Annotated in this window: 21 protein-coding genes and 1 tRNA gene; 14 read left to right on the plus strand and 8 right to left on the minus strand. The window is 69.4% G+C overall.

What is annotated here, in order from left to right; translation table 11 throughout:
• Window positions 1-137 precede the first annotated feature (137 nt).
• Window positions 138-1,616 carry a CoA-acylating methylmalonate-semialdehyde dehydrogenase gene (locus tag P9K36_RS21835; protein ID WP_278305982.1) on the minus strand — a complete coding sequence of 493 codons (1,479 nt, stop codon included), beginning with the start codon at window positions 1,614-1,616 and terminating at the stop codon, window positions 138-140.
• A gap of 116 nt (window positions 1,617-1,732) precedes the next feature.
• Between P9K36_RS21835 and P9K36_RS21840 the strand changes: the two genes are divergently transcribed.
• Window positions 1,733-2,641, plus strand: a complete 909-nt coding sequence (locus tag P9K36_RS21840; protein ID WP_043759090.1) for a LysR family transcriptional regulator — start codon at window positions 1,733-1,735, stop codon at window positions 2,639-2,641.
• An 88-nt stretch (window positions 2,642-2,729) separates the two neighbouring features.
• Window positions 2,730-3,893, plus strand: a complete 1,164-nt coding sequence (locus tag P9K36_RS21845) for an iron-containing alcohol dehydrogenase (RefSeq protein ID WP_278305983.1) — start codon at window positions 2,730-2,732, stop codon at window positions 3,891-3,893.
• A 104-nt stretch (window positions 3,894-3,997) separates the two neighbouring features.
• Here the strand turns inward: P9K36_RS21845 and P9K36_RS21850 are convergent, their stop codons facing one another.
• Window positions 3,998-5,227: an ABC transporter substrate-binding protein gene (locus P9K36_RS21850; protein ID WP_182592805.1), complete on the minus strand. Its 1,230-nt coding sequence runs from the start codon at window positions 5,225-5,227 to the stop codon at window positions 3,998-4,000.
• 258 nt (window positions 5,228-5,485) lie between these two features.
• On the opposite strand from P9K36_RS21850, the gene cpaB reads away from it, so the two are divergent.
• The 7 genes from cpaB (at window position 5,486) to P9K36_RS21885 (ending at window position 13,481) form a co-directional block, all read left to right on the plus strand.
• Window positions 5,486-6,301 carry a Flp pilus assembly protein CpaB gene (gene cpaB, locus P9K36_RS21855; protein ID WP_043349290.1) on the plus strand — a complete coding sequence of 272 codons (816 nt, stop codon included), beginning with the start codon at window positions 5,486-5,488 and terminating at the stop codon, window positions 6,299-6,301.
• A gap of 35 nt (window positions 6,302-6,336) precedes the next feature.
• Window positions 6,337-7,869: a type II and III secretion system protein family protein gene (locus P9K36_RS21860; protein WP_043349287.1), complete on the plus strand. Its 1,533-nt coding sequence runs from the start codon at window positions 6,337-6,339 to the stop codon at window positions 7,867-7,869.
• 36 nt (window positions 7,870-7,905) lie between these two features.
• Window positions 7,906-8,649 carry a CpaD family pilus assembly protein gene (locus P9K36_RS21865; RefSeq protein ID WP_182592804.1) on the plus strand — a complete coding sequence of 248 codons (744 nt, stop codon included), beginning with the start codon at window positions 7,906-7,908 and terminating at the stop codon, window positions 8,647-8,649.
• A 75-nt stretch (window positions 8,650-8,724) separates the two neighbouring features.
• On the plus strand, window positions 8,725-9,969 hold the full coding sequence (locus tag P9K36_RS21870) for an AAA family ATPase (RefSeq protein WP_043349286.1): 1,245 nt from the start codon (window positions 8,725-8,727) through the stop codon (window positions 9,967-9,969).
• A 57-nt stretch (window positions 9,970-10,026) separates the two neighbouring features.
• The gene (locus tag P9K36_RS21875; protein WP_043385702.1) at window positions 10,027-11,469 is read left to right on the plus strand and encodes a CpaF family protein; all 1,443 of its coding nucleotides are present in this window, start codon (window positions 10,027-10,029) and stop codon (window positions 11,467-11,469) included.
• A gap of 4 nt (window positions 11,470-11,473) precedes the next feature.
• Window positions 11,474-12,472 (plus strand): type II secretion system F family protein, encoded by a 999-nt coding sequence (locus tag P9K36_RS21880; RefSeq protein WP_043385699.1) that lies wholly within the window; start codon window positions 11,474-11,476, stop codon window positions 12,470-12,472.
• A 31-nt stretch (window positions 12,473-12,503) separates the two neighbouring features.
• Window positions 12,504-13,481, plus strand: coding sequence for a type II secretion system F family protein (locus P9K36_RS21885; RefSeq protein WP_043385697.1), 978 nt, complete (start codon window positions 12,504-12,506; stop codon window positions 13,479-13,481).
• A gap of 25 nt (window positions 13,482-13,506) precedes the next feature.
• Here P9K36_RS21885 and P9K36_RS21890 read toward each other — a convergent pair whose 3' ends face one another.
• Window positions 13,507-13,740 carry a GcrA family cell cycle regulator gene (locus P9K36_RS21890; RefSeq protein WP_020095642.1) on the minus strand — a complete coding sequence of 78 codons (234 nt, stop codon included), beginning with the start codon at window positions 13,738-13,740 and terminating at the stop codon, window positions 13,507-13,509.
• 403 nt (window positions 13,741-14,143) lie between these two features.
• On the opposite strand from P9K36_RS21890, the gene sseA reads away from it, so the two are divergent.
• Together sseA and P9K36_RS21900 are read left to right on the plus strand one after the other, a co-directional pair.
• Window positions 14,144-14,989: a 3-mercaptopyruvate sulfurtransferase gene (gene sseA / locus P9K36_RS21895; RefSeq protein WP_111473628.1), complete on the plus strand. Its 846-nt coding sequence runs from the start codon at window positions 14,144-14,146 to the stop codon at window positions 14,987-14,989.
• Window positions 14,990-15,150: 161 nt separating this feature from the next.
• Window positions 15,151-15,627, plus strand: a complete 477-nt coding sequence (locus P9K36_RS21900) for a hypothetical protein (protein WP_278305986.1) — start codon at window positions 15,151-15,153, stop codon at window positions 15,625-15,627.
• 209 nt (window positions 15,628-15,836) lie between these two features.
• Here P9K36_RS21900 and P9K36_RS21905 read toward each other — a convergent pair whose 3' ends face one another.
• Genes P9K36_RS21905 through P9K36_RS21920 form a run of 4 tightly spaced genes read right to left on the minus strand, consistent with a single transcriptional unit; the run spans window position 15,837 to window position 19,061 of the window.
• Window positions 15,837-16,661 carry an FTR1 family protein gene (locus tag P9K36_RS21905; RefSeq protein ID WP_043351362.1) on the minus strand — a complete coding sequence of 275 codons (825 nt, stop codon included), beginning with the start codon at window positions 16,659-16,661 and terminating at the stop codon, window positions 15,837-15,839.
• Window positions 16,662-16,714: 53 nt separating this feature from the next.
• Window positions 16,715-18,148: a 4Fe-4S binding protein gene (locus P9K36_RS21910; RefSeq protein ID WP_043385688.1), complete on the minus strand. Its 1,434-nt coding sequence runs from the start codon at window positions 18,146-18,148 to the stop codon at window positions 16,715-16,717.
• A complete protein-coding gene (locus P9K36_RS21915) occupies window positions 18,145-18,480 on the minus strand; it encodes a cupredoxin domain-containing protein (protein ID WP_043351359.1) in 336 nt (111 codons plus the stop codon). Before P9K36_RS21915 ends, P9K36_RS21910 begins: the two co-directional genes overlap by 4 nt.
• A gap of 17 nt (window positions 18,481-18,497) precedes the next feature.
• On the minus strand, window positions 18,498-19,061 hold the full coding sequence (locus P9K36_RS21920) for an iron transporter (RefSeq protein WP_205782340.1): 564 nt from the start codon (window positions 19,059-19,061) through the stop codon (window positions 18,498-18,500).
• 353 nt (window positions 19,062-19,414) lie between these two features.
• On the opposite strand from P9K36_RS21920, the gene P9K36_RS21925 reads away from it, so the two are divergent.
• Window positions 19,415-21,541: a carbohydrate porin gene (locus P9K36_RS21925; RefSeq protein WP_043759101.1), complete on the plus strand. Its 2,127-nt coding sequence runs from the start codon at window positions 19,415-19,417 to the stop codon at window positions 21,539-21,541.
• A gap of 34 nt (window positions 21,542-21,575) precedes the next feature.
• Here the strand turns inward: P9K36_RS21925 and lipB are convergent, their stop codons facing one another.
• Window positions 21,576-22,307: a lipoyl(octanoyl) transferase LipB gene (lipB, locus tag P9K36_RS21930; RefSeq protein ID WP_278305987.1), complete on the minus strand. Its 732-nt coding sequence runs from the start codon at window positions 22,305-22,307 to the stop codon at window positions 21,576-21,578.
• Between the two features lie 88 nt (window positions 22,308-22,395).
• Between lipB and P9K36_RS21935 the strand changes: the two genes are divergently transcribed.
• Together P9K36_RS21935 and P9K36_RS21940 are read left to right on the plus strand one after the other, a co-directional pair.
• Window positions 22,396-22,701 (plus strand): FliM/FliN family flagellar motor switch protein, encoded by a 306-nt coding sequence (locus P9K36_RS21935; protein WP_043351350.1) that lies wholly within the window; start codon window positions 22,396-22,398, stop codon window positions 22,699-22,701.
• Window positions 22,702-22,822: 121 nt separating this feature from the next.
• A tRNA-Leu gene (locus P9K36_RS21940) sits at window positions 22,823-22,907 on the plus strand.
• The last annotated feature ends 274 nt before the right edge of the window (window positions 22,908-23,181 follow it).

Below are 23,181 nucleotides of genomic sequence, written 5' to 3' on the forward strand. Positions count from 1 at the left end.
TGCGCGACGTGCCCCCTCTCCCGTGCGGGAGAGGGTTGGAGTGAGGGATCAGGTCTTTCCGGAGAGTCCCCGCCCCTCACCCTGTCTCTCTCCCGCACGGGAGAGGGACCCGCGCCCCATCCTTGGACCGTCGCGGCCTACCGCATCGTCGGGATCGAGAATTCCGCCCCGCTCTTGATGCCGCTCGGCCAGCGCTGCGTCACGGTCTTGGTCTTCGTATAGAAGCGGATCGAGTCCGGCCCGTGCTGGTTCAGGTCGCCGAAGCCCGAGCGCTTCCAGCCGCCGAAGGTGTGGTAGGCGATCGGGACCGGGATCGGCACGTTGACGCCGACCATGCCGACATTGACCCGAGCGGTGAAGTCCCGGGCCGCGTCGCCGTCCTGGGTGAAGATCGCGACGCCGTTGCCGTACTGGTGGGTCGAGGGCAGGGCCAGCGCCTCCTCGTAATCCTTCGCCCGCACGACCGAGAGCACCGGGCCGAAGATCTCTTCCTTGTAGATGGTCATGTCGGGGGTCACGCGGTCGAACAGCGAGCCGCCCATGTAGAAGCCGTTCTCGTAGCCCTGGAGCTTGAAGCCGCGGCCGTCGACCACGAGCTCGGCGCCCTCGGAGACGCCCTGGTCGATGTAGCCCGCGACCTTCCGGACCGCCTCGGCGGTGACCAGGGGGCCGTAATCGGCCGAGCCGTCATGCGACGGACCGATCTTGAGCGACTCGACCCGCGGGATCAGCTTCTCCATCAGCCGGTCGGCGGTCTTCTCGCCCACCGGCACCGCCACCGAGATCGCCATGCAGCGCTCGCCGGCCGAGCCGTAGCCGGCGCCGATCAGCGCGTCGACCGCCTGGCCCATGTCGGCGTCCGGCATGATGATCATGTGGTTCTTGGCGCCGCCGAAGCACTGCGCACGCTTCCCGGTCTCGGCGGCGCGCACGTAGATGTACTCGGCGATGTGCGACGAGCCGACGAAGCCCACCGCCTTGATGTCCTCATCATCCAGGATCGCGTCGACCGCTTCCTTGTCGCCGTTCACGACGTTGAGGATGCCGGGCGGCAGGCCCGCCTCCAGGAAGATCTCGGCGATGCGGATCGGCACGCTCGGGTCGCGCTCGGACGGCTTCAGGATGAAGGCGTTGCCGCAGGCGATCGCCGGGGCGCATTTCCACAGCGGGATCATGGCCGGGAAGTTGAACGGCGTGATGCCGGCGACCACGCCCAGCGGCTGGCGCAAGGAGTAGACGTCGATGCCGGGCCCGGCGCCCTCCGTGTACTCGCCCTTGAGCAGGTGCGGGATCCCGCAGGCGAACTCCACCACCTCGACGCCGCGCTGGATGTCGCCCTTGGCGTCCGGCACGGTCTTGCCGTGCTCGGAGGCGAGAAGCTCAGCCAGGGAATCGTTCTCGGCGCGCATCATCACCCGGGCGCGCTTCTGCGGGTTGGTGGCCGCCCAGGCCGGCTGGGCCGCTGCCGCGTTCTCGACGGCGGCGCGCATCTCGGCCTTGCTGGCCAGCGCCACCTTGGCCTGGACCTCGCCGGTCGAGGGATGGAACACGTCGGCGAACCGCCCGCTCTCGCCGCCGACAGCCCGGCCGCCGATGAAGTGCCCGATCGTGCGCATGCGCGCCTCCCTGTGATGATGCGTTTGATTTTGATGCACCCTAACAGGATCCCTTGAGCGATAAAGCCGGATGCGCTTACAGCCGTCGTGCATCGATGCACAGCGGGAGTGCGGCCATGGCCAGGACGGGGCCCAACTGGGACGACCTGCGCTTCTTCCTCGCGGTGGCGCGGACCGGGACCCTGAGCGCCGCCGGAGCTCGCACCGGCACCGAGCACACCACGGTCGGCCGGCGGATCCGCGCCCTGGAGGAGGGTCTCGGCGCCCGCCTGTTCCATCGCAGCAATCTCGGCTACGCGCTCACCGAGGACGGGGCGAACCTGCTGGGCGTCGCCGAGGCCATGGAGAGCGCGTTCCTGTCGGCGAGCGCCGCCACGGGGGCGGCCCAGACGGTCTCCGGCACGGTGCGGATCGGCGCGCCGGACGGCTTCGGCAGCGTGTTCCTCGCCCCCCGGATGCACCGGCTCACCGCCCGCCATCCGGGGCTGGAGGTGGAGATCATGGCCACCGCCCGGATCTTCAGCCTGTCCAAGCGCGAGGCCGACATCGTGATCAGCCTCTCCGGCCCGCAGCAGGCCCGGGTGGTGGCACGCCGGCTCACCGATTACCGGCTGTTCGTCTACGCGGCCGAATCCTACCGCGCGGCCGCGCCCCCGATCGCCGAACTCGCGGACCTGCCGGCCCATCCGTTCGTCGGCTACATTGAAGACATGCTGTTCACCCGCGAGTTGAACTACCTCGGGGCACTCGGCCCCGCGGTCTCGGCGCGGCTGCGCTCGACCAACCTCCTGGCCCAGGTCCACGCGACGCTCGGCGGAGCCGGCCTGTGCATCCTGCCGGCCTTCATCGCGGCGGCGCATCCCGGCCTCGTGCCGGTGCTGCCGGAGGCGGTCTCGCTGACGCGCTCGTTCCACATGCACATCCACGAGGACCACCGGAAGGCGGCCCATATCCGCGCCGTGGCGGGGTTCATCGCCGGAGAGGTGAAGGCCGCGGGGGCGCTGTTCGCCGGGCCGGCGGTGTAAGCCGGGACGGTTTCGCGGAATCCGCCGGCGCCGTAAGATCGGCCGGCTCCGGCAGGTCAGGTCACGCGCCGGGTGGAAGGATCAAGAGATGGTCGCCTCGATCGCCCTGCCCCGGCTGATGCGCGTCGGCGCCGGCGCCTCGCGGCTCCTGCCGGAGGTGCTCGGCCAGCTCGGCCTGTCGCGGCCCTTCGTGGTCACCGACCCCTACCTCGCCGGCAGCGGACGCACCGACACGCTGCTGGAACGGCTGACCAAGGCGGGCGCCAAGGCCACGATCTTCTCCGAGACCGTGCCGGACCCGACCGTCGCCTCCGTGGAGGCGGCGCTCGCCGCGCTCAAGGCCGGCGAGTTCGACTGCGTGGTCGGCTTCGGCGGCGGCAGCCCGATGGACACCGCCAAGGCGGTGGCGGTGCTCGCCCGCCACGGCGGCCACATGCGCGACTACAAGGCGCCCCGTCAGCAGGACGAGCCCGGCCTGCCGATCGTGGCGATCCCCACCACCGCGGGCACCGGCTCGGAGGCGACGCGCTTCACCATCGTGACCGACGAGGCCTCGGACGAGAAGATGCTGTGCATCGGGCTCGCCTACCTGCCGGTGGCGGCGCTGGTGGATTACGAGCTGACGCTCACCAAGCCCAAGCGGCTCACGGCGGATACCGGCATCGACGCGCTGACCCATGCCATCGAGGCCTACGTCTCGCGCAAGGCGAACATGTTCTCGGACGGGCTGGCACTTCAGGCGATGGGCCTGATCGCCCCGAACCTGCGGCGGGTCTGGACCGATCCGGGCGATCGGGCGGCCCGGGAGGCGATGATGCTCGGGGCCACCCAGGCGGGCATCGCCTTCTCGAACGCCTCGGTGGCGCTGGTCCACGGCATGAGCCGGCCGATCGGGGCGCATTTCCACGTGGCCCACGGGCTCTCGAACGCGATGCTGCTGCCGGCGGTCACGGCCTTCTCGGCCCCGGCCGCCATCGACCGCTACGCGGCCTGCGCCCGCGCCATGAAGATCGCCGGGCCGGACACCGACGACCGGTCCGCGGTCTCGGCCCTGGTGTCGGAACTGGAGGCGCTCAACGACGACCTCGACGTGCCGGGGCCGCAGGAATACGGGATCGACCCGGCCCGCTGGGAGGCGCTGCTTCCCACCATGGCGGCCCAGGCGCTGGCCTCCGGCTCCCCGGCCAACAACCCGCTGGAGCCCAGCGCCGACGAGATCGTGGCGCTGTACCGGCGCGTCTGGGCGGGGTGAGAGGGTTCGTTGCGAGCGCCAAGGCGGCGCGAGGCCGGTGATCCGAGCGCCGCCTTGGCGCTCGGATCGGCTCGCACAGCGCGGTGTTCGACGAGTCCTAAACCCTACTTCGCCGCCGTCAGCGGGCAGCCGCTCTCGGCCGGGGACGCGAAGGCCTCCTTGCCGGGGATCGTGGCGAGCTGCCGGTAGAGATCCCACGGGCCCTTCGACTCGGCCGGCTTCTTGACCTCGAACAGGTACATGTCGTGCACCATGCGGCCGTTCGGCTGGACGATCCCGCCATGGGCGAAGACGTCGTCCACCGGCAGCGCCTTGAGCTTGGCGTTGACCGCATCCGTCTCGTCGGTGCCGGCCGCCTTGACGGCCTTCAGGTAGGACAGGACCGCCGAGTAGGTGCCGGCCTGGATCATGTTGGGCATCCGGCCGGTGCGCTTCATGTAGCGCTGGCCGAAGGCCCGGGTCTCATCGTTGGCGTCCCAGTACCAGCCCTCGGTGAGCGTCAGGCCCTGCGCGACCTTCAGGCCGAGCCCGTGCACCTCCGAGAGGGTGAACAGCAGGGCCGCGAGCTTCTGGCCGCCTTCGACGATGCCGTACTCCGCGGCCTGCTTGATCGCGTTCGAGGTGTCGAGCCCGGCATTGGCGAGCCCGATCACCTTGGCCTTCGAGCCCTGCGCCTGGAGCAGGAAGGACGAGAAGTCCTGGTTCGAGAGCGGGTGCCGGACGCTGCCCAACACCTTGCCGCCGTTGGCGAGCACCACCTTGCTGGTGTCAGCCTCCAGCGCCGAGCCGAAGGCGTAGTCGGCGGTGAGGAAGAACCACGTGTCGCCGCCCGCGCGGGTCAGCGCGCCGCCGGTGCCCACCGCCAACGCCCGCGTGTCGAAGGCCCAGTGATAGCCGTAGGGCGTGCAGGCCTTGCCGGTGAGGTCGCTGGTGGCCGCTCCGGTGGTGATGGTGATCTTCTTCTTTTCCCTGGACAGGCCCTGGACCGCCAGCGCCACCGAGGATGTGGTCAGCTCCATGATCGCGTCGACATTGTCGCGGTCGTACCATTGCCGGGCGATCGCCGAGGCGATGTCGGGCTTGTTCTGGTGGTCGGACGAGAGGATCTCGATCGGCACGCTGCCGATCTTGCCGCCCATGTCCTCCACCGCCATGCGGGCGGCCTCGACCGAGCCCTGACCGCCATACTCCGCGTAGAGGCCGGATTGGTCGTTGAGGATGCCGATCCGGACCGCATTGTCCGAGAAGGTCCCCTGCGCGGCCGCCGGTACGGAGCCGAGTGCGGTCCCCGCGAGGGCAGCCACCAAAACCGCGCTGCCGAATGTCCTGATCATGTTTCCCCCCGGTTCGCCCGAGCGCCCGCTTCTGAGGCGGTTCCGGTGGCACGATAGGTCACGAAGCGGTGATGCACCACGGCCGAGTTCGGGCGGATGCTGAAGGATCCTGCGGATTGTGACGCGCTTCTCGGGCGCCCCGTTTCCGGACCGGCGACAACGCCCGAGGTTATAATACCTTAACCATAATTACACGAATCCCCGCGCAGGTTCGGGTCATGGACGGCAATTCGGCCGTCTCCGGCGCGTGGCGATGCGATGAACCCAGCCCGTTTCGCCGTCCTCGGTATCGCCCTCGCGGCGGGAACCGGGGCGGCCTTCCTGATGAGCGGCGGCGATCCGCCACCGCCGCCTCCGCCGCCGAAGGCCGAGGCGCCGCCGCAACCGATGACCGACGTGCTCGTGGCCGCCATCGACATGCCCATGGGTCAGGTTCTCCGGGCCGCGGATCTGCGCTGGCAACCCTGGCCGGACAGCGCCGTGACGGCAGGCTACGTGACCCGCAAGATCAACCCCAAGGCCCTCGAGGAGACCGTGGGCGCCTCGGTGCGCGCAGGCTTCCTGGCGGGCGAGCCGATCCGCGCGCAGAAGCTCGTGCGCCCGGAGAGCGGATTCATGGCGGCGATCCTGCCGGCCGGCATGCGCGCCGTCGCCATCGTCACCGACAGCCGCGGCACCAACTCGGCCGGCGGCTTCATCCTCCCGAACGACCGCGTCGACGTGATCCGCACATTCCGCGACGAGTCCAATTCGCGGGCCAACAACAGCGACGTGCAGCTCTCCCAGACGATCCTCACCGACATCCGCGTCCTCGCGATCGGGCAGCTGGTTCAGGAGAAGAACGGCACCAACGTAGTCACCGGCGAGACCGCGACGCTGGCCGTCACGCCCGCGCAGGCCGAGACCCTGGCGCTGGCCCAGAAGGTCGGCGCCCTCACCCTTTCGCTGCGCAGCCTCGCCGATGCCGGGCGGCCGCCCGAAGCCACGCCGCTGGCCGATGCGTCCGTGGCGCAGATGCCCGAACCCGCCTTGACCGTGGTGCGCTTCGGCGTCGCGCGGCAGCAGACGCCGTGATCGCCATGACCGCTCCGTCCCCCCACCCGCGCCCGATGGGCCGCCCCGCCGGCCGCGCGGCCGGCGCCCTCGCCCTGCTGGCCGTCCTGTCCGGACCGGCCCCCGCGCAGGACCGCCAGACCTTCGGTCCCGCGCCGATCCTGACGGTCGGCGCCGCGGAATCCGCCTCGACCCGGCGGGTCGAGCTGACCGCCGGCCGCTCCGTGATCGTCGACCTGCCGCGGGACGCCAAGGAGGTGTTCGTGGCCAACCCCGCCGTGGCCAACGCCGTGGTTCGCTCGACCCGCAAGGTCTTCGTGATCGGCATGGCCGACGGCGCGACCTCGATCTTCATCATGGATGCCGAGGGCCGCCAGATCGCCGCCCTCGACGTGTCGGTGGCGCGGGATCTCAACCTCGGGACCCTGCGCGAGTTGCTCGGCCAGAGCATCCCGGGCGGGCGCTTCGACGTGCGCTCCTCGGGGGCCTCGGTGCTGCTCTCGGGGTCGGTGAATTCCTCCGCGGACGCGCAGCAGGCGATCGACATCGCCAATGCGTTCGTGGGGCTGGGCGGCGGGGGCGCGGCGGGGGCCGCGGGGGCACCGAGCGGCGGTGTCACCGCGGGCGCGCGCGGCGCCGTGATCAACAACCTCACGATCCGCAACAAGGACCAGGTGATGCTCCGCGTCACCGTGGTGGAGGTGTCGCGCAACGTCCTGAAGCAGTTCGGGATCAACATGACCGGCAACTGGTCGGCGCTGAACCCGCTCGGTTCCGCGACGTCACCGGCGCTGATCAACAACCTGCCGTTCCCGATCAACCCATCGGCTCCGAGCGGCAACCAGATCCAGGCCTCGATCCAGTCGGGCGGCTTCTCGCTCCAGGCAACCCTGAAGGCCTTCGAGCAGGCGGGCGTCTCGCGGATCCTGGCCGAGCCGACGCTCACCGCCATCTCCGGGGAGGCCGCGAAGTTCCTGGCCGGCGGCGAGTTCCCGGTGCCATCCTCGGCCGCCTGCACGGTGGGCGGCGTGTGCACCCCCGGCATCACCTACAAGCCCTACGGCGTCGCCCTGTCGTTCACGCCGGTGGTGCTCGCCGACAACCGCATCTCGATCCGCGTCGCAACGGACGTGACCGAGATCGATCCACAGCAGAACTTCACCTACGTCGTCGGGAACAACTCGGTCGCGGTGCCGGGCACCCGGGTGCGGCGCTCCGAGACCACCGTCGAGCTGCCCTCGGGCGGCGTGATGATGACCGCCGGCCTGATCCAGCAGGTGAACAAGCAGGCGATCTCCGGCCTGCCCGGCCTGATCAATCTTCCGATCCTCGGCGCGCTGTTCCGCTCCCGCGACTACCAGCGCCAGGAGACGGAGCTGATGATCATGTGCACCCCCTACATCGCCCGGACGATGGAACCGAAGCAGGTGAGCCGGCCGGACGACAACTTCGTCGATTCCACCGACGGCCAGGCGGTGCTGCTCGGCCAGATCAACCGGCTCTACGGCAAGGTCGCCTCCCCCGGGGCGGCCGCCGCGCCGCCGCTCGGACGCACCTATCGCGGCCGCGTCGGCTTCATCGTCGAGTAGCGCCCCGCGTCACCGCCGCGCCCCAGGATCGGAACCATGACCGGACGTCCCCCGCCCACCCTGCCGCGCCGCGCCGCGAGCCTGCTCGCCGCCTGCGCGCTGGGCACCCTCGCGGCGGCCTGCAAGAGCGATCCCGCCACCACCGGCGGGATCGACGTGACGGATTACCGCGCACGCCACCCGATCGTCCTGACGGACGGGGCCCGCAACCTCGACGTGTTCCCCACCGGCGTGGGGCATCTGGATCCGCGCCAGGCGGCCGATGTCGATGCCTTCATGCTCGAATACCGCCGGTACGGCCGCGGCGCCCTGCTGATGGAGGTTCCGCAGGGCGTCCCGCCCAACCAAGTGGCCGCCGTCCAGCGGACCGCCTCGGTGCTCGGCCGGTTCGGGACGCAGAACGGCATCGGCGTCCGCGAGATCACCGTCACCGGCTACGTGGTCACCGCCCCGACCCTCGCCGCGCCGATCCGGCTGAGCTTCCAGCGCATGCAGGCCAAGGTGTCCGACGCCTGCGGCCTCTGGCCTCAGGATCTCGGGACCCGAAGCTTCGCCTACGATTACAGCAACCAGCCGAGCTGGAACCTGGGCTGCGCCACGCAGTCCAACGTCGCCGCCCAGGTCGCAGATCCGGTCGACCTCGTGCGCGGCCGCCCCGAGGGTCGGATCGATACGGTCAAGCGCGTCCGGGACATCGGGCAATTGCGGGACGGCAAGGATCCGTCAACCACATGGCGGCAAGATGGGCAGACCGCCGTGAAGTCCCAAGTCACCAACTGAGACAGCCGGCGTTGGGACGGGCAGCCCCGCCGCTCCCCGACGCCGCGCCCCGAACGCGAACCCGAAAGCGCCGTCATGGCAGACCTGTCCGAGACGAGCGAGCGCACGATCGCCCCGGTGCCCCGGATCACCATCCAGGCATTCTGCGAGACCGGCGAGACCGCCGCGATGATCGAGGGCGCAGCCCTCGACCGGCGCATGCAGAAGGCGCAGGTCAAGGTCCGGATGGGCGGCGGCGCCGCCGCGATCGAGGCCTATCGGCACGCGCCGACGCCCAACGTCATCATCATCGAGATCCAAGGCGCGCGCTCGAAGCCGATCGAGTGCCTCGATGCCCTGGCCGAGGTCTGCGACGAGGGCACCCGCGTCGTGGTGATCGGCCACCTCAACGACGTGATGCTCTACCGGCAGCTGATCCAGCGCGGGGTGTCCGACTACCTCATGGTGCCGGTCGAGCCCCTGACGCTGATCGCGGCGATCTCCGACCTGTTCACCGCTCCGGGCGTCAAGCCGGTGGGACGGACCGTGGCGGTCTACGGCGTGAAAGGCGGCATCGGCGCCTCCACGGTGGCGCACAATTTCGCGTGGTCGGTTGCCCGGAACCAAGGCGTCCAGACGGTGATCGCCGATCTCGACATCGCCTTCGGCACCGCCTCGCTGAACTTCAACCAAGATCCGCCGCAGGGCATCGCCGAAGCGGTCTTCGCCCCCGAGCGGCTGGATTCCGCCCTGGTGGAGCGGCTGCTGTCCAAGTGCAGCGACAACCTGAGCCTGCTCTCGGCGCCGGCGAGCCTCGACCGGACCATCGACCTGTCCGAGCCGGCCTTCGACGCGCTGATCGAGCACATGCGGGCGAGCGTACCCTGCGTGGTCCTGGACATCCCGCATCAGTGGAACGCGTGGTCGAAGCGCATCCTGACCGCGGCCGACGAGATCCTGATCGTGGCCGGTCCCGATCTCGCCTGCCTGCGCAACGCCAAGAACCTTCTCGGCGCGCTGAAGCACGGGCGCCCGAACGACCAGCCCCCCCGCGTCCTGCTGAACGGCGTCGGAGTACCGAAGCGGCCCGAGATCGGCACAGCCGAGTTCGCCAAGGCCCTGGAGACCCCGGTCGCCCTGTCGATCCCGTTCGAGCCGACGCTGTTCGGCACCGCCGCCAATAACGGCCAGATGATCGCCGAGATCCAGGCCGGATCGAAGGTGGCGGAGCTGTTCAACGATCTGGCCGCCATGACCCTCGGGCGTCCGGAGAGCCGGCGGGGACGTCCGAGCCTGCTCGAGCCGCTGCTCGCCAAGCTCGCCGGCCGCAAGGCATCCTGATGCGGATACGATCCTTCGTCCCACGGGCTCCGCAGGTCAGCGTCGGAGGGCTGACCCATGTTCGGTAGGCGACACGCCGGCGGCACATCGGTGGCCCCCCCGCCGATACCGCAGGCCCGGACCCCGGCGCCGGCCACGCCGGTCCTGCGCGATGCGGCGGCTCCGGTCGCGCGTCCGGCACCGGCGGCGCCGGTCGTCGTCGAGACCGCGCGGTCCGAGGATTATTACCGCACGAAGAGTCTGATCTTCGGCGCCCTGATCGAGGCGATCGACCTGACGCAGCTCTCGCGCCTCGATGCCGAGACGGCGCGCGAGGAGATCCGCGACATCGTCACGGAGATCATCGGGCTCAAGAACATCGTCCTGTCGATCTCCGAGCAGGAGGAGCTGCTCGACGACATCTGCAACGACGTCCTCGGCTACGGCCCGCTGGAACCGCTGCTCGCCCGCGACGACATCGCCGACATCATGGTCAACGGCGCCCACCGGACCTTCATCGAGGTCGGCGGCAAGATCCAGCTGACCAGCGTCCGGTTCCGCGACAACCAGCAGTTGATGAACATCTGCCAGCGGATCGTCAGCCAGGTGGGCCGGCGCGTCGACGACGCCTCGCCGATCTGCGACGCGCGCCTGCCGGACGGGTCCCGCGTCAACGTCATCGCGCCGCCGCTGGCCATCGACGGCCCGGCACTCACCATCCGCAAGTTCAAGAAGGACAAGCTGACCCTGGAGCAGCTCGTCCGCTTCGGGGCGATCTCGCCCGAGGGCGCCGAGGTTCTCAAGATCATCGGCCAGTCGCGCTGCAACGTGGTCATCTCGGGCGGCACGGGCTCGGGCAAGACCACGCTGCTGAACTGCCTGACCGCCTTCATCGAGCACGACGAGCGGGTGATCACCTGCGAGGACGCGGCCGAGCTGCAGCTCCAGCAGCCCCATGTGGTCCGCCTGGAGACGCGGCCGCCCAACATGGAGGGCCAGGGCCAGGTCACCATGCGCGATCTCGTCAAGAACTGCCTGCGCATGCGGCCGGAGCGGATCATCGTCGGCGAGGTGCGCGGACCGGAAGCCTTCGACCTGCTCCAGGCGATGAACACCGGTCACGACGGCTCGATGGGCACGCTCCACGCCAACAGCCCGCGCGAATGCCTGTCGCGTATCGAGTCGATGATCTCGATGGGCGGGTTCACCCTGCCGTCCCGGACCCTGCGCGAGATGATCTGCGGCTCGATCGACGTGGTGATCCAGGCCATGCGCCTGCGCGACGGCTCGCGGCGCATCACCCACATCACCGAGGTGCTCGGGATGGAGGGCGACGTCATCACCACGCAGGACGTCTTCCTCTACGACATCGTCGGGGAGGACGCGAACGGCAAGCTGATCGGGCGCCACCGCTCCACCGGCGTCGGCCGGCCGAAATTCTGGGAGCGGGCCCGCTACTACGGCCTGGAACAGCGGCTCGGCGAGGCGCTCGACGCCGCCGAGATCATCGACCGGAGCTGAGCGCATGCCGGACCTGCCCGCCGCGGCCGCCGGCGCCTCCAACCTGCCGCTCGCCGCGGGCCTCATCGGCATCGCGGTCGCGGCGGTCGCCTACGTGGCTGTCCTGCCCCTGCTCGGCGGCGAGCGCCGGGCGAACAAGCGTCTGAAGTCGATCAGCGTCTCCGCCTCCGGCGCGGCGACCCGGGGCGTCGCGGTCAACCGGCGCGAGCAGGTCGCCAAGACGCTGAGCGAGATCGAGGCGAAGGCCAAGGGCGCCTCGAAGGCCAGCGTGGAGCTGAAGCTCGCCCGCGCCGGCCTCGGATGGACGAAGCGGACCTTCTATACGATCTCGGCCGCCAGCGGCGGCGTCCTCGGGCTGCTGATCTTCGTGATCACCGACAATGCCCTCGCGGCGCTCGGGGCCGCTTTCGCGGGGGGCTTCGGCCTGCCGGCGTGGCTGCTGCGCCACCTGCGGCTCAAGCGCATCGCGAAATTCAACAAGGAGCTGCCCAACGCCGTGGACGTGGTGGTCCGCGGCATCCGAACCGGCATCCCGGTGGGCGACTGCTTCCGCATGGTCTCGCGCGAGGCCGAGGAGCCGGTGCGCAGCGAGTTCCGGACCGTCGTGGAGACACAGGCCATGGGCCTGTCGCTCGGCGAGGCGTGCACGCGGCTGTTCGAGCGGGTGCCCACCGCCGAGGTGAACTTCTTCGCCATCGTGATCAACATCCAGCAGCAGTCGGGCGGCAACCTGTCGGAGGCGCTGAACAACCTGTCCACGGTGCTGCGCGACCGCGCCAAGATGCGCGGCAAGGTCCAGGCGATGAGCATGGAGGCCAAGGCCTCCGCCTCGATCATCGCCTGCCTGCCCTTCGCGGTGGCGGGCATCACCGCCCTGACCAGCCCCGACTACATCTCGCTGCTCTGGACGACCGATACCGGAAAGGTCGCCCTGGTCGGCGCGGCGATCTGGATGTCCATCGGCATATTCACGATCAAGAAGATGATCGCGTTCGAGTTCTAGGCGCGGTGCGCCCTCTGCCGGATACCGCCCGATGATCGAAGACATTGCCGAGAAGCTGTTCGATCCCCGCTTCATGGGCACGCTCCTGACCGCGGTCGCGGCGGCGGCGACCGCCTACGCGGTGGCGCAGCCCTTCCTGGAAACCGACAAGCTCAGCAAGCGGATGAAGCTCGTCAGCGACGAGCGCGAGCAGATCCGGCGGCGCGAGCGGGTGAAGGCGGACGGGCCGGCGACCCGGGCCACGCTGCGCGTGGAGCCGAAGGCCTACATGAAGTCCATCGTCGAGCGGTACCAGCTGCGCCGCTGGCTCGGCACCGACACGGCCAAGCGCATGCTGATGCAGGCAGGCTATCGCGGCCCGGGGTCGGAGACGGCGTTCCTGTTCTTCCGGTTCGTCGTGCCGCTCGCCTCGGTGATCGCGGCCCTGTTCTACCTGTTCGTGCTCGAGGTTCTGGATTCGTCCTACCTCGTGCGGTTCGGGCTGGTGGTCGGCGCGGCCTATGCCGGCATCAAGGCGCCGGAGCTGTTCCTGGTCAACGCCGCCAAGAAGCGCCAGACCGAGATCCGAAAGGCGTGGCCGGACGCCCTCGATCTCACGCTGATCTGCGTGGAATCCGGCATGGCGATCGAGAACGCCTTCCGGAAGGTCAGCACCGAGATCGCCACCTCCTCGGTCGTGCTGGCCGAGGAACTCGCCCTGATGACCGCCGAGATGTCGTTTCTGCCCGACCGGCGGCAGGCCTACGAGAATCTCGTGCTGCGCACCGGCCTCGAGCCGGTGAAATCCGTCGCCACCGCGCTGATCCAGGCGGAGCGCTACGGCACGCCGGTGGGACAGGCGCTGCGGGTGCTGAGCCAGGAGAGCCGCGACCTGCGCATGAACGAGGCCGAGAAAAAGGCGGCCGCCTTGCCGCCCAAACTCACCGTGCCGATGATCTTGTTCTTCCTGCCCGTGCTGTTCGTGGTCATCATCACCCCCGCCGTCATCCAGGTCATGCGGACACAGTGACGGCCGGGACGAAGAGACGCTTCGCTCAGCGGATGCGGCCGGGCCGGGTCGGCTCGAACACGATGCGGCGGTGATAGGCGCACCAGCTCTTGCCGTCGGACACGGGTGCCCCGCAACAGACGGCTCGGTCGTTCGGCTCACCGATAATGTACTTGCACACGAAGGCTCCGGACTGCGCGAAGGGCACGCGCAGGTCGGCCGACGGCTCCTCGACGGTCTCGGCGTCGCCAATCTGGGACATACGGACGAGTTGATTCATGGCGTTGATCGGCTCAATAAGTATCCTGCTCGGTGGATCATGCACCCCGGCAGACAAGGGAAGTTTGAACGCGTCTCGTTCAGGCGACGGACCCGGCGCGCATCCGCAAGCGGGGCGCCCGGGTCGGCCAACACGATGCCGGCCGGACGACCGACGCGATTGGCGTCATTATGTTGTCGTAACTGGGGTTACGGCTCTTTAAAACAAGACCAGCCTGCGTCGGGTGCATCGGACCACGGTGCGGGATGCGTAGCTCGGCGCATTCGCGCATCGCTTCGATTGGCATTGGCCGGGCCTGACGAATCCGCCGGACGCTCGCCTCCGAGCCTGTCCCGGGCGTGCAACGCGGTGCGACCTGTGGTTCTGTGAGCCTGCAACGCGAACAGAGCCGGATCCGCTGACCATGGCCCACGCGCCCCTCGTGTCACCCGAATGGCTGCACGACCGCCTTCAAGCTCCCGACATCGTGGTCCTGGACGCCTCCTGGTACCTGCCGGCCGCAGGCCGGGACCCCGAGGCCGAATATCGCGCGGCCCACATTCCCGGCGCCCGCCGCTTCGATCTCGACGCCATGAGCGACACCGAGTCGAGCCTGCCGCACATGCTGCCGCGGCCCGAGGTGTTCGCCGCCCGGATGCGCGCCCTCGGCGTCGGCGACGGCATGCAGATCGTGGTCTATGACGGTCAGGGCCTGTTCTCGGCTCCGCGCGTCTGGTGGATGCTCAAGGCCTTCGGCGTGCGGGACGCCCTGGTGCTGGACGGCGGCCTGCCGGCCTGGATCGCGGCAGGCTATCCCACCGAGGAGGGCGAGCCGCACCCACACGAGCGTCGCCACTTCTCGGCCCGCCTCGATCACGGCGCGGTGGCGGATGCGGACGACGTGGCGCGGGCGCTGGAAACCGGGTCAGCTCAGGTGGTCGATGCCCGTTCGGCGACACGCTTCCGCGGCGAGGAGCCCGAACCCCGGCCCGGCGTCCGACCGGGGCATATGCCGGGCGCCTGCAATCTGCATTACGCGGCACTCCAGCGTGACGGCCGGATGAAGACCCCGGAGGAATTGAAGTCGGTCTTCGCCGAGAACGGCGTCGATCCGGACCGGCCGATCGTGACCACCTGCGGCTCCGGCGTGACCGCGGCGATCATCGCGCTCGCTCTCGAGACCATGGGCCGCCCGGCGCGAAGCCTCTACGACGGCTCCTGGTCGGAATGGGGCGCCGATCCGGCCCGCGCGGTCGCGACGGGCGCCTGAGGAAAACGGGCGCCTGAGAAGCGGGCGCACCGCCAGAACCTGCCCTCGGACATTGCGGGCTGCCGCCGTGTCCGGACCGATCTGATCGTGTCCTTGAAACCTTCGTGGCAGATTTCGATATATCGAATGCGCCTGCGGTTGGGCGCTCCACGGAGAAAATCATGCCGCTTCACGACACGACCGCCCTCTCGGGCACCATCCGGCACGTCTTCGCCCATCGTTTCACCCTCGAGGCGGGCGGCGAGACACATCTGGCCGATCTCGGCCCGAAGGGCGTGGACGCGTTTCCGATCACGAGCGGGCTGCACGTGACCCTGGAGGGCGAGCGCCGTCCCTCGGAGATCAAGGTCGCACGGATTTCGGCCGCGGGCCGGGATCCGGTGAAGATCCATCACAAGAAGCCCCACCACGCTCCCGGCTCCAAGCGGGCGGATGGCCCCGTCGATCCCGCGCATGCCCTCGCGGCGGCGGCCTCGGCGGGTTGGATGGTCGTAGACGCGCCGCGCCGCAAGCCGAAGCATTTCGAGGTGCTGGCGCGCCGGCGCGAGGGGGCCGACACGGAACTGCACATCGATTTCGGCGGCACGATCTACAGGGAGAAGCCGGCCGATCGCGCGAAATGGGCTGCCCCGGCCTGAGGGCCGCAGCCCGATCCCCCTCCGCCGCATCGCCGATCGGTGCGGCGGAGCCGGTCGCCTCGCGTCGAGAACACGCAGCCGGGTGGCCCCTTGACCCGGGACGCCCGCACCCCGCGCCGGATCTGCCCCGACCGGGTCAGCCGGGCAGCGCACAGTCTCCGCACATCACGCTGTCCGACGGTCCGGCGGCCCTGTGGTCGGGCGGCGTTCTATGCCGCCCGCACCGCGCGGCGCTGGTCGGCGGCGCTCCATTGCATCAGGCCGATCATCACCGCGATGGTGGCGATGTAGACCAGACCCTGCAGGGCGGTCGGGCGGTCCGTGTAGCCGACCAGGGCGTGCAGGACGCGGCCGGGCCAGGAATTCTCGGCGATCAAACCGGAGCTGTTCCACAGGGTGTGGCCGAGGACGTCCACCACGCCGGCATTGCTCAGAAACTGCGCGGCCTGCGCAGCCAAGCCGGCCGCGAGGAAGATGATCAGCACGCTCGTCACCGAGAAGACGTAGCGGCTCGGAATCGAGGCGAGGCCGAGATAGGTGACCGCCGAGAGGAGCACGCCCGCACCGATGCCGGCGACGGCGCCGAACTGGATGTCGGCCCCCGAGGTGCCCGAGGCCACGAGGCCATACAGGAACAGCACCAGCTCGGCGCCCTCGCGCAAGATCGCGGCGCCGATCACGATCGAGAGGGCCGCCGCCTCCCGCTCCCCCGATCGCACCGCCGCGCCGGCGGCGCGCAGCTCGCCCGCCAGTTCCTTGCCGTGCTTGCTCATCCAGGTGTTGTGCCAGACGAGCAGCAGCACGGCGACGATCAGGACCGCGGCGTTCAGGATATCCTGCCCGCTGCCCTCGAAGGCATCGGAGATCTTCTCGGCGAACAGCGCCACCAGGGCGGCACCCGCGAGGCCGCCGGCAACGCCGAGCAGGACCCAGCGCATCCGGCCCGGGATGCCCCGGGTGGCCGCCAGCACGATGGAGATGATGAGGCCTGCCTCGATGACTTCGCGGAAGGCGATGACGAAGGCGCCGATCATGGCGGTCTCCAGGGGTTATGCGAGAGCGTGAAGCACCGCGCGCGGACCGCGCGCTACCAGATCCAGAACAGGAGCACCCAATTGGCCACCGACAGGGCGGCCGCCCCGGCGATGCAGGCTGCGGCCGCCACCCGGCGGACCCCACCGACGGCAAGCCCCGCCACCTGCCAGGCGAGCCAGACGCTCCACAGGCTCGCGCCGGCGAGCAGGGCCGTGCGGATCTCCGCCACGTAGGGGATCACGATGCCGTCCCCGCGGAGGAACGTGACGGTCAGCGCCGACAGGCCCAGGAAGACGCCGCAGCCCGCCACGGGGATCAGCGTCTGGGTCAGGTGGTGGAAGCGGCGCAGGGACCAGCCCCCGAGGGACAGGGTCGCGAGCGCCACGATCCCCGACAGGGCGAGCCCGAGGACGATCGTCGCGGCGCCGATGTAGGCCAGCAGCAACCCGCCGTCGAGGAGGGTCATGACGTCGTTGCGGTCGGGGTAGTTCGTCAGCACGAACCAGGGCGCCGAATGCTCCAGGGGCCACGTGGTCCCGCGTTCGATGAGCCATGTGGCGGCCCATTGCTTGGCGTCGACGTACCAGGGACTCGACGACCATTGGAAGGCGCCCACCGCCAGCGCCAGCATGCCGAACAGGATCAGCATGGTCTGGTCGAGGCTGGGCTCCTCGCCCGCAACGCGGACGATCTCGTGATTGGGGGAGCGCAGGGCGAGTCGCACGGCGCCGCGATGGCCGCTGCAGCGCCCGCACATATGGCAGGCGCCCGCGCCGCGCATGGTCTTTACCGGCACGAGGGGCGCGCAGTTGAAGCTCTCGGTGCCCCCGACGGGCTTGGGCGAGACCGCCCAGGCGGCGCTGTCGACCTGGAAGCTGACCGGCGCCAGCTTCGACAGCACCGCGAAGACGCCGTTGACCGGGCAGAGGTAGCGGCACCAGACGCGCTTGTTGCGCCCGTAGAGCAGGCCGACCACGATCGCCGCCAGCGTCGAGCCCCCCAGGACCGCGAGGACCGGCTTGGGATAGCCGTAGACGCTGGTCATCTGCCCGTAGACGGTGGTGCCGGCAAAGGCCACGAAGGGCCAGCCCTGCCAGGTGATCCAGCGCGGCACGGCATAGCCGCGGCTCCAGCGGCTTGCGAATTCGCTGAGCGCGCCCTCGGGGCAAAGCACGCCGCACCACGCACGGCCGACCAGGACCATGCTCACCAGCACGAACGGCCACCAGATCCCCCAGAACGCGAACTGAGCGGCGAGCGTCAGGTTGGTCCAGATATGGGCGGCGTTGTCGGGGAGCGGCAGCAGCGCCGGGACGATCACCAGAACCGCGTAGACGGCAACGATCAGCCATTGCACGGCCCGGATGATCCAACCGTACCGGCGCAGCCCGTCGCCGAACCGGGCCAGCGCACCGTCGATGACGGATCGACGCGGCGGAACACGGCTCAGGGCAAGGGAGGCTGGCGCTGTCGTCGACGCGCTCATTTGGCCACCAAAGTCGCCTTCGCCTCCGGGTGGAAGTCGTCGAACACCTGGTAGGTGCCGGCATCGAGGGTGCGGAACACGATCGCCGAGGTCGAGCCCGCGGCCAGCGCCTTCTCGCGCTTGAGTTCCGTGCTCTCGAACTCAACCGGGCTCTGGCCGGTATTCGAGATCTCCAGCTTGAAGCGGGTGTTGGCCGGCACCTCGATCACCGCCGGAAGGATCACCCCATCGCGCATCTCGACCTTGATGACCGGCATGTCGTCGGCCCGCGCGGACGCGACGGCGACCAGCAGCACGGCGGCAGGGGCGAGGAAGCGCGACAGGCGGGACACGGACAGCTCCGGCAAATTCAGTAGGCGCCCTTCTTGCCGACACCGGCGAAGGTGAAATCCTGGGTGACCGCGAAGGGCTCGAACCACGGACCGACCCCTGTCTCCTTGTCCACGTGGCGACCGAAATGGCTGTCCTTGCCCGGGGGCGCGACCATTACTTTGAGGCGATAGCGGCCGGGGCCGAACAGCTTGACGTTATCGCCGTAATGCGGCCCGTCATTGGCGACCATCGGCATCAGCACCCCCGACACCGTCTGGTCGGTGGGCTTGTCGCCATCGAGCTTCACCGCCTCGAACCGGACGTCGAGGGCCGGCACCCAATCCCCCTCGGCGAAGCCGTTGCGGTTGTCCTTGGCGGCGCGGATATCGGTTTCGAGGTGGATGTCCGACTTGGCGGCCTCGCGCATCATGCCGGGAGGATCCATCTCGATCGGCTGGAGATAGACGGCGGCGACCTCCAGGCCGTTCTGCGTCACATGCGGACCGATGGGCACTTCCTTGGCCGTCGCGGGGCCCGCGAAGGCGAGGAGCGAGGCCGCGGCGAGGCCGCGGAGAAGCGGAGTGATGGGCGACGCATGCATGCGGTCGCACATAATCCACCCCGCTCGAAGTTCAAACTGGAATCGCATCGATCTCAAATAATAACAATTCTAATCTGAGACCACCTTGGGGAGCCATGATCGTATTCGCATGTCTTTCCGGCACCGTGACGCGGTCATTGCAAAAGCTCACGGAGATGTTCGCTATACGATGACCCTCTGCATCTTGACCGAGACGGCGGGACCGGGATTGTCATTCCACTGCCATGCCGAGCATCGAGGATGGCGGGCGGAACGGAGATGACTTGCGAGGCGGCCTGTGGCGAGAAGGCGCACCCTGGCTTGCGCGACGCCGAAGACCGTTTTAGCAAGTGCTATACTTTTTTGTGAGTCGGATGAGAACCCGTTCCGTGCCCCTGGTCCGCACCGCAGCCCTCATTCTGACGACGCCCCTTCTCGTCCCGGTTGCCGCGCGGGCGGCCGACTTCGCCGCGCCGCGCCCCGACGCCACCCGGCCGACCTACACCGACTGGTCGGGCGGCTATGTCGGCCTCGAGGGCAGCGCCGGCGGATCCTACGGGGCCTACAATTTCGGTCCGACGACGATCGGCGGCCGGCCGATCCCGGCTTTCAAGAGCGGCGATTCCACGGGCCGCAGTGACCAGGGGCGCAACGCCACCACGGCCGTGGGCGGCGTGTTCGGCGGCTGGACCTGGCAGGCCGGGCCGTGGGTCTACGGCATCGAAGCGAATCTCGACCTGGCGAATCTGAAGCGTCCGGTCCCCGCGACCGTCGCGGGATTCGGCTACGCGGATGCGGATCCGGCCTTCAACGTCGTGCGCGCCAAGACGAATCTCTACGGCGCCCTGCGTGCCCGACTCGGCTACAGCTTCGATCGCTATCTGATCTACGGCACCTTCGGGCTCACCGGTGCGAACGCCCGGTTTCTCGCCAGCTATCCGGATCTCGACACGGGCGCCCAGACCACCGCGCAGCGGGAATTGGGCTATGTCGGCTTCACCCTGGGCGCGGGCGTGCAATACGCCATCACCGACAGCCTCGCCCTGGGCATCGACTACCGCTACATCGATCTCGGCGGCAGCCGGCGCTTCCCGCTGGGCGTGGTGCCCGGCGACACGGGTGGACCGGTCACGACCCGGGCGAGCTTCACCTCCAACCAGCTGTTCGCACGGCTGATGTGGTTCCCGGGCGGCTTGAAGGTGCCGCCGGACCCGGACGAGACCGCTCCGCACGACCCCGACAACGGCGATACCGGCCGCTTCTCGCTGCACGGGCAGACGACCCTGATCGCGCAGGCCGTGCCCGGCTTCCGCTCGCCCTACGAGGGCGCGCAGAGCCTGATCCCCCATCAGGCCCGGCAGACCACCACGGCGACGATCTTCCTCGGCCTCAAGCTCACCGACAGCACCGAGATCTACTACAACCCCGAATTCAGCCAGGGCTTCGGCCTTTCGCGGACGCTGGGCGTCGCCGGCTTCGTCAACGGCGAGGCGCAGAAGGCGGGCGCCCCGTTCCCGAAGCTGCGCTCGAACCGCTACTACGTGAAGCAGACCTTCGGGCTGGGCGGCGAGACCGTGGATGTGCCGGACGGTCCGAACCAGGTGGCCACCCGCTACGATGCCGAGCGGATCACGCTGATCGCCGGCAAGTTCGCGCTGGGCGACTTCTTCGACGGCAACATCTACGCGCACGACCCGCGCGTGGACTTCTTCAACTGGTCGCTCTGGGGCGCCTCGGCCTGGGACTTCCCGGCGAACCTCCCGGGCTTCACGCAGGGCGTCTACGCCGAGTACAACCGGCCGGAATTCGCCATCCGCGCAGCCTACACGCAGGTGCCCAAGGAGCCGTCGAGCGACGTGCTCGACCCGCGGGTGTTCCGGCGTGCGGGGCTGAACGTCGAGTTCGAGGAGCGCCACGTCCTCCCGTGGCTGGAGCAGCCCGGCAAGATCCGGATCGGCCTGTTCTCGAATGTCGGTGTCTCGGCCAACAACCGCGACGTGGTCACCCTGACGCAGCTCGGCCTGTTCGACGACATCAACGACGCCGTCGCGGCGACAAGGCGCCCCCGCCGCAAGACCGGCGGCTACATCAACCTGGAGCAGGGGCTGACGCCGGAACTCGGGCTGTTCGCCCGGGCGAGCCTGAACGACGGGCGCACCGAGAACATCTCCTTCACCGACATCGACCGGAGCTTCTCCGGAGGCCTGTCGCTGAAGGGCAAGGCCTGGGACCGGCCCGACGACACGATCGGCATCGGCGCCGCGATGAACGGGCTCTCGCCCTCACACCGGGCCGCCTTCGCGGCCGGCTACCTCGGCCTGCTGATCGGCGACGGGCGGCTGAATTACGGCACCGAGCGCGCGCTGGAGACCTACTACGCCCTGAACCTCACGAAATTTGTCACCCTGACCTTCGACTACCAGTTCATCGACAATCCCGGATACAATCGCGACCGCGGCCCCGCGCATTTCTTCGCCTCGCGGTTGCACGCGGATTTCTGATCGGCGCGGCCGGAGGCATCGGCGGCATGCCCGATCAGTCCGCCGCCTCGGTCACGGTGGCCCCGAAGAGCGCCTCGAAGGCGGCGCGGAGCTGCATGTCGACCTCCGGCAGGCTCACGGGCAGGCCGAGATCGACGAGGCTCGTCACCCCGTGCTCCCGGACGCCGCACGGCACGATCCCGTCGAAATGCGCGAGATCGGGCTCGACGTTCAGGCTGATGCCGTGGAAGCTGACCCAGCGGCGCACCCGGATCCCGATCGCCGCGATCTTGTCCTCGACGCGAGGCCCCTTCTCGGGCCGGCGTACCCAGACGCCGACCCGATCCTCCCGGCGCTCGGCGCGGACATTGAAGGCGGCGAGCGTCTCGATCAGCCACGCCTCCAGGCTCGCCACATAGGCGCGCAGGTCGCGGCTGCGCCGGTCGAGGTCGAGCATCACGTAGGCGACCCGCTGGCCGGGGCCGTGATAGGTGTATTGCCCGCCCCGGCCCGTGGCGTGGACCGGGAAGCGGTCCGGTGCCACCAGATCCTCCGGTCGGGCCGAAGTCCCGGCCGTGTAGAGCGGCGGGTGCTCCAGCAGCCAGACGCATTCGGGCGCCGCGCCGCGGGCGATCGCCTCCACACGCGCCTCCATCCAGGCGAGGGCGGCCGTGTAGCCCACGGGCGCGTCGCTCACGCGCCAGCCCACCGGGCCGGCGACCGGATCTGCGCCGGGCCGCTTCGGGAAGGCGTGCGGGCGGACCGTGAGGCGGGGCGCGTTTACCAAGAGTTCATCATCCTGCGTCGATGGTCGCAGCCTTCAACATTCGCGGCCGGCGCTGGCAAGGACCGGCCGTGAGACAGGATGGCGGCTGGTGGCGATCTTCGAGACCCTGAAGGTCGATCTGACAGTGGTGCTGGGCCGCGCCCGCATGCCGCTGCACATGCTGCTGCGCATGGGCCGTGGCGCCGTGATCGAGCTGGAAGCCAGCGACAGCGACATGGTCGAGATCCTGGCCAACGACCACCCGATCGCCCGCGGGCAGATCGTGGTGACCGGCGACCGCATCTCCGTCGAGGTGACTGAGCTGATCCGCAAGGCGGCCTCGATCGTGGAGCCCGGCATCAGCATCGGCGACGGCGCGGCGCCTTTCCTGGAGGGCGGCTACGATTCCCCGTGAGCGAGGCGCTTGTCGGCGGCGGAACGATCTGTTATCCGCTGCGCCGCGCGACACGAAAGCGGCCCCGGGTTCTCCCGCGGCGCGCGACGGTCGGGCAAACGGACCGATCTTCGCGTCCGATGCGGCCATGGCGGAATTGGTAGACGCGCTAGCTTGAGGTGCTAGTCCCGAGAGGGGTGGAGGTTCGAGTCCTCTTGGCCGCACCACATTGTTTCGGTTGCCCCGGATCTGCGGCAGCCCGGATGTGGTGCCAGACAGGGCGGTGCGCCGCCGATTGCGACACAACATCAGAGTAAGCCGATCCGCTCTGCGGAACCGCGGCCCGGTCCCGATCGACCGAAAGCTCGGGCGCCCTGGTGCTGCCGGAGGCGGAGGGCCATGCCCGGATCGCCGGCCGTGTTCGCGGGCTCGACGGGGCACTGGTACCGGTCCGCGTGGCCCTCGGCCTGATCGCGCCGCAACCCGGCCCTGCATTGACTT

Origin of the sequence: Methylobacterium sp. 391_Methyba4, from assembly GCF_029691625.1 — a bacterium.
In the GTDB taxonomy this organism is placed as follows: Bacteria; Pseudomonadota; Alphaproteobacteria; order Rhizobiales; family Beijerinckiaceae; genus Methylobacterium; species Methylobacterium fujisawaense.

Bases quoted from the DNA above. Each gene is read 5' to 3' on its own strand.
- P9K36_RS21835 (WP_278305982.1), bottom strand. From the start codon at position 1,616: ATGCGCACGATCGGGCACTTCATCGGCGGCCGGGCTGTCGGCGGCGAG.
- P9K36_RS21840 (WP_043759090.1), top strand. From the start codon at position 1,733: ATGGCCAGGACGGGGCCCAACTGGGACGACCTGCGCTTCTTCCTCGCG.
- P9K36_RS21845 (WP_278305983.1), top strand. From the start codon at position 2,730: ATGGTCGCCTCGATCGCCCTGCCCCGGCTGATGCGCGTCGGCGCCGGC.
- P9K36_RS21850 (WP_182592805.1), bottom strand. From the start codon at position 5,227: ATGATCAGGACATTCGGCAGCGCGGTTTTGGTGGCTGCCCTCGCGGGG.
- cpaB (WP_043349290.1), top strand. From the start codon at position 5,486: ATGAACCCAGCCCGTTTCGCCGTCCTCGGTATCGCCCTCGCGGCGGGA.
- P9K36_RS21860 (WP_043349287.1), top strand. From the start codon at position 6,337: ATGGGCCGCCCCGCCGGCCGCGCGGCCGGCGCCCTCGCCCTGCTGGCC.
- P9K36_RS21865 (WP_182592804.1), top strand. From the start codon at position 7,906: ATGACCGGACGTCCCCCGCCCACCCTGCCGCGCCGCGCCGCGAGCCTG.
- P9K36_RS21870 (WP_043349286.1), top strand. From the start codon at position 8,725: ATGGCAGACCTGTCCGAGACGAGCGAGCGCACGATCGCCCCGGTGCCC.
- P9K36_RS21875 (WP_043385702.1), top strand. From the start codon at position 10,027: ATGTTCGGTAGGCGACACGCCGGCGGCACATCGGTGGCCCCCCCGCCG.
- P9K36_RS21880 (WP_043385699.1), top strand. From the start codon at position 11,474: ATGCCGGACCTGCCCGCCGCGGCCGCCGGCGCCTCCAACCTGCCGCTC.
- P9K36_RS21885 (WP_043385697.1), top strand. From the start codon at position 12,504: ATGATCGAAGACATTGCCGAGAAGCTGTTCGATCCCCGCTTCATGGGC.
- P9K36_RS21890 (WP_020095642.1), bottom strand. From the start codon at position 13,740: ATGAATCAACTCGTCCGTATGTCCCAGATTGGCGACGCCGAGACCGTC.
- sseA (WP_111473628.1), top strand. From the start codon at position 14,144: ATGGCCCACGCGCCCCTCGTGTCACCCGAATGGCTGCACGACCGCCTT.
- P9K36_RS21900 (WP_278305986.1), top strand. From the start codon at position 15,151: ATGCCGCTTCACGACACGACCGCCCTCTCGGGCACCATCCGGCACGTC.
- P9K36_RS21905 (WP_043351362.1), bottom strand. From the start codon at position 16,661: ATGATCGGCGCCTTCGTCATCGCCTTCCGCGAAGTCATCGAGGCAGGC.
- P9K36_RS21910 (WP_043385688.1), bottom strand. From the start codon at position 18,148: ATGAGCGCGTCGACGACAGCGCCAGCCTCCCTTGCCCTGAGCCGTGTT.
- P9K36_RS21920 (WP_205782340.1), bottom strand. From the start codon at position 19,061: ATGCATGCGTCGCCCATCACTCCGCTTCTCCGCGGCCTCGCCGCGGCC.
- P9K36_RS21925 (WP_043759101.1), top strand. From the start codon at position 19,415: ATGAGAACCCGTTCCGTGCCCCTGGTCCGCACCGCAGCCCTCATTCTG.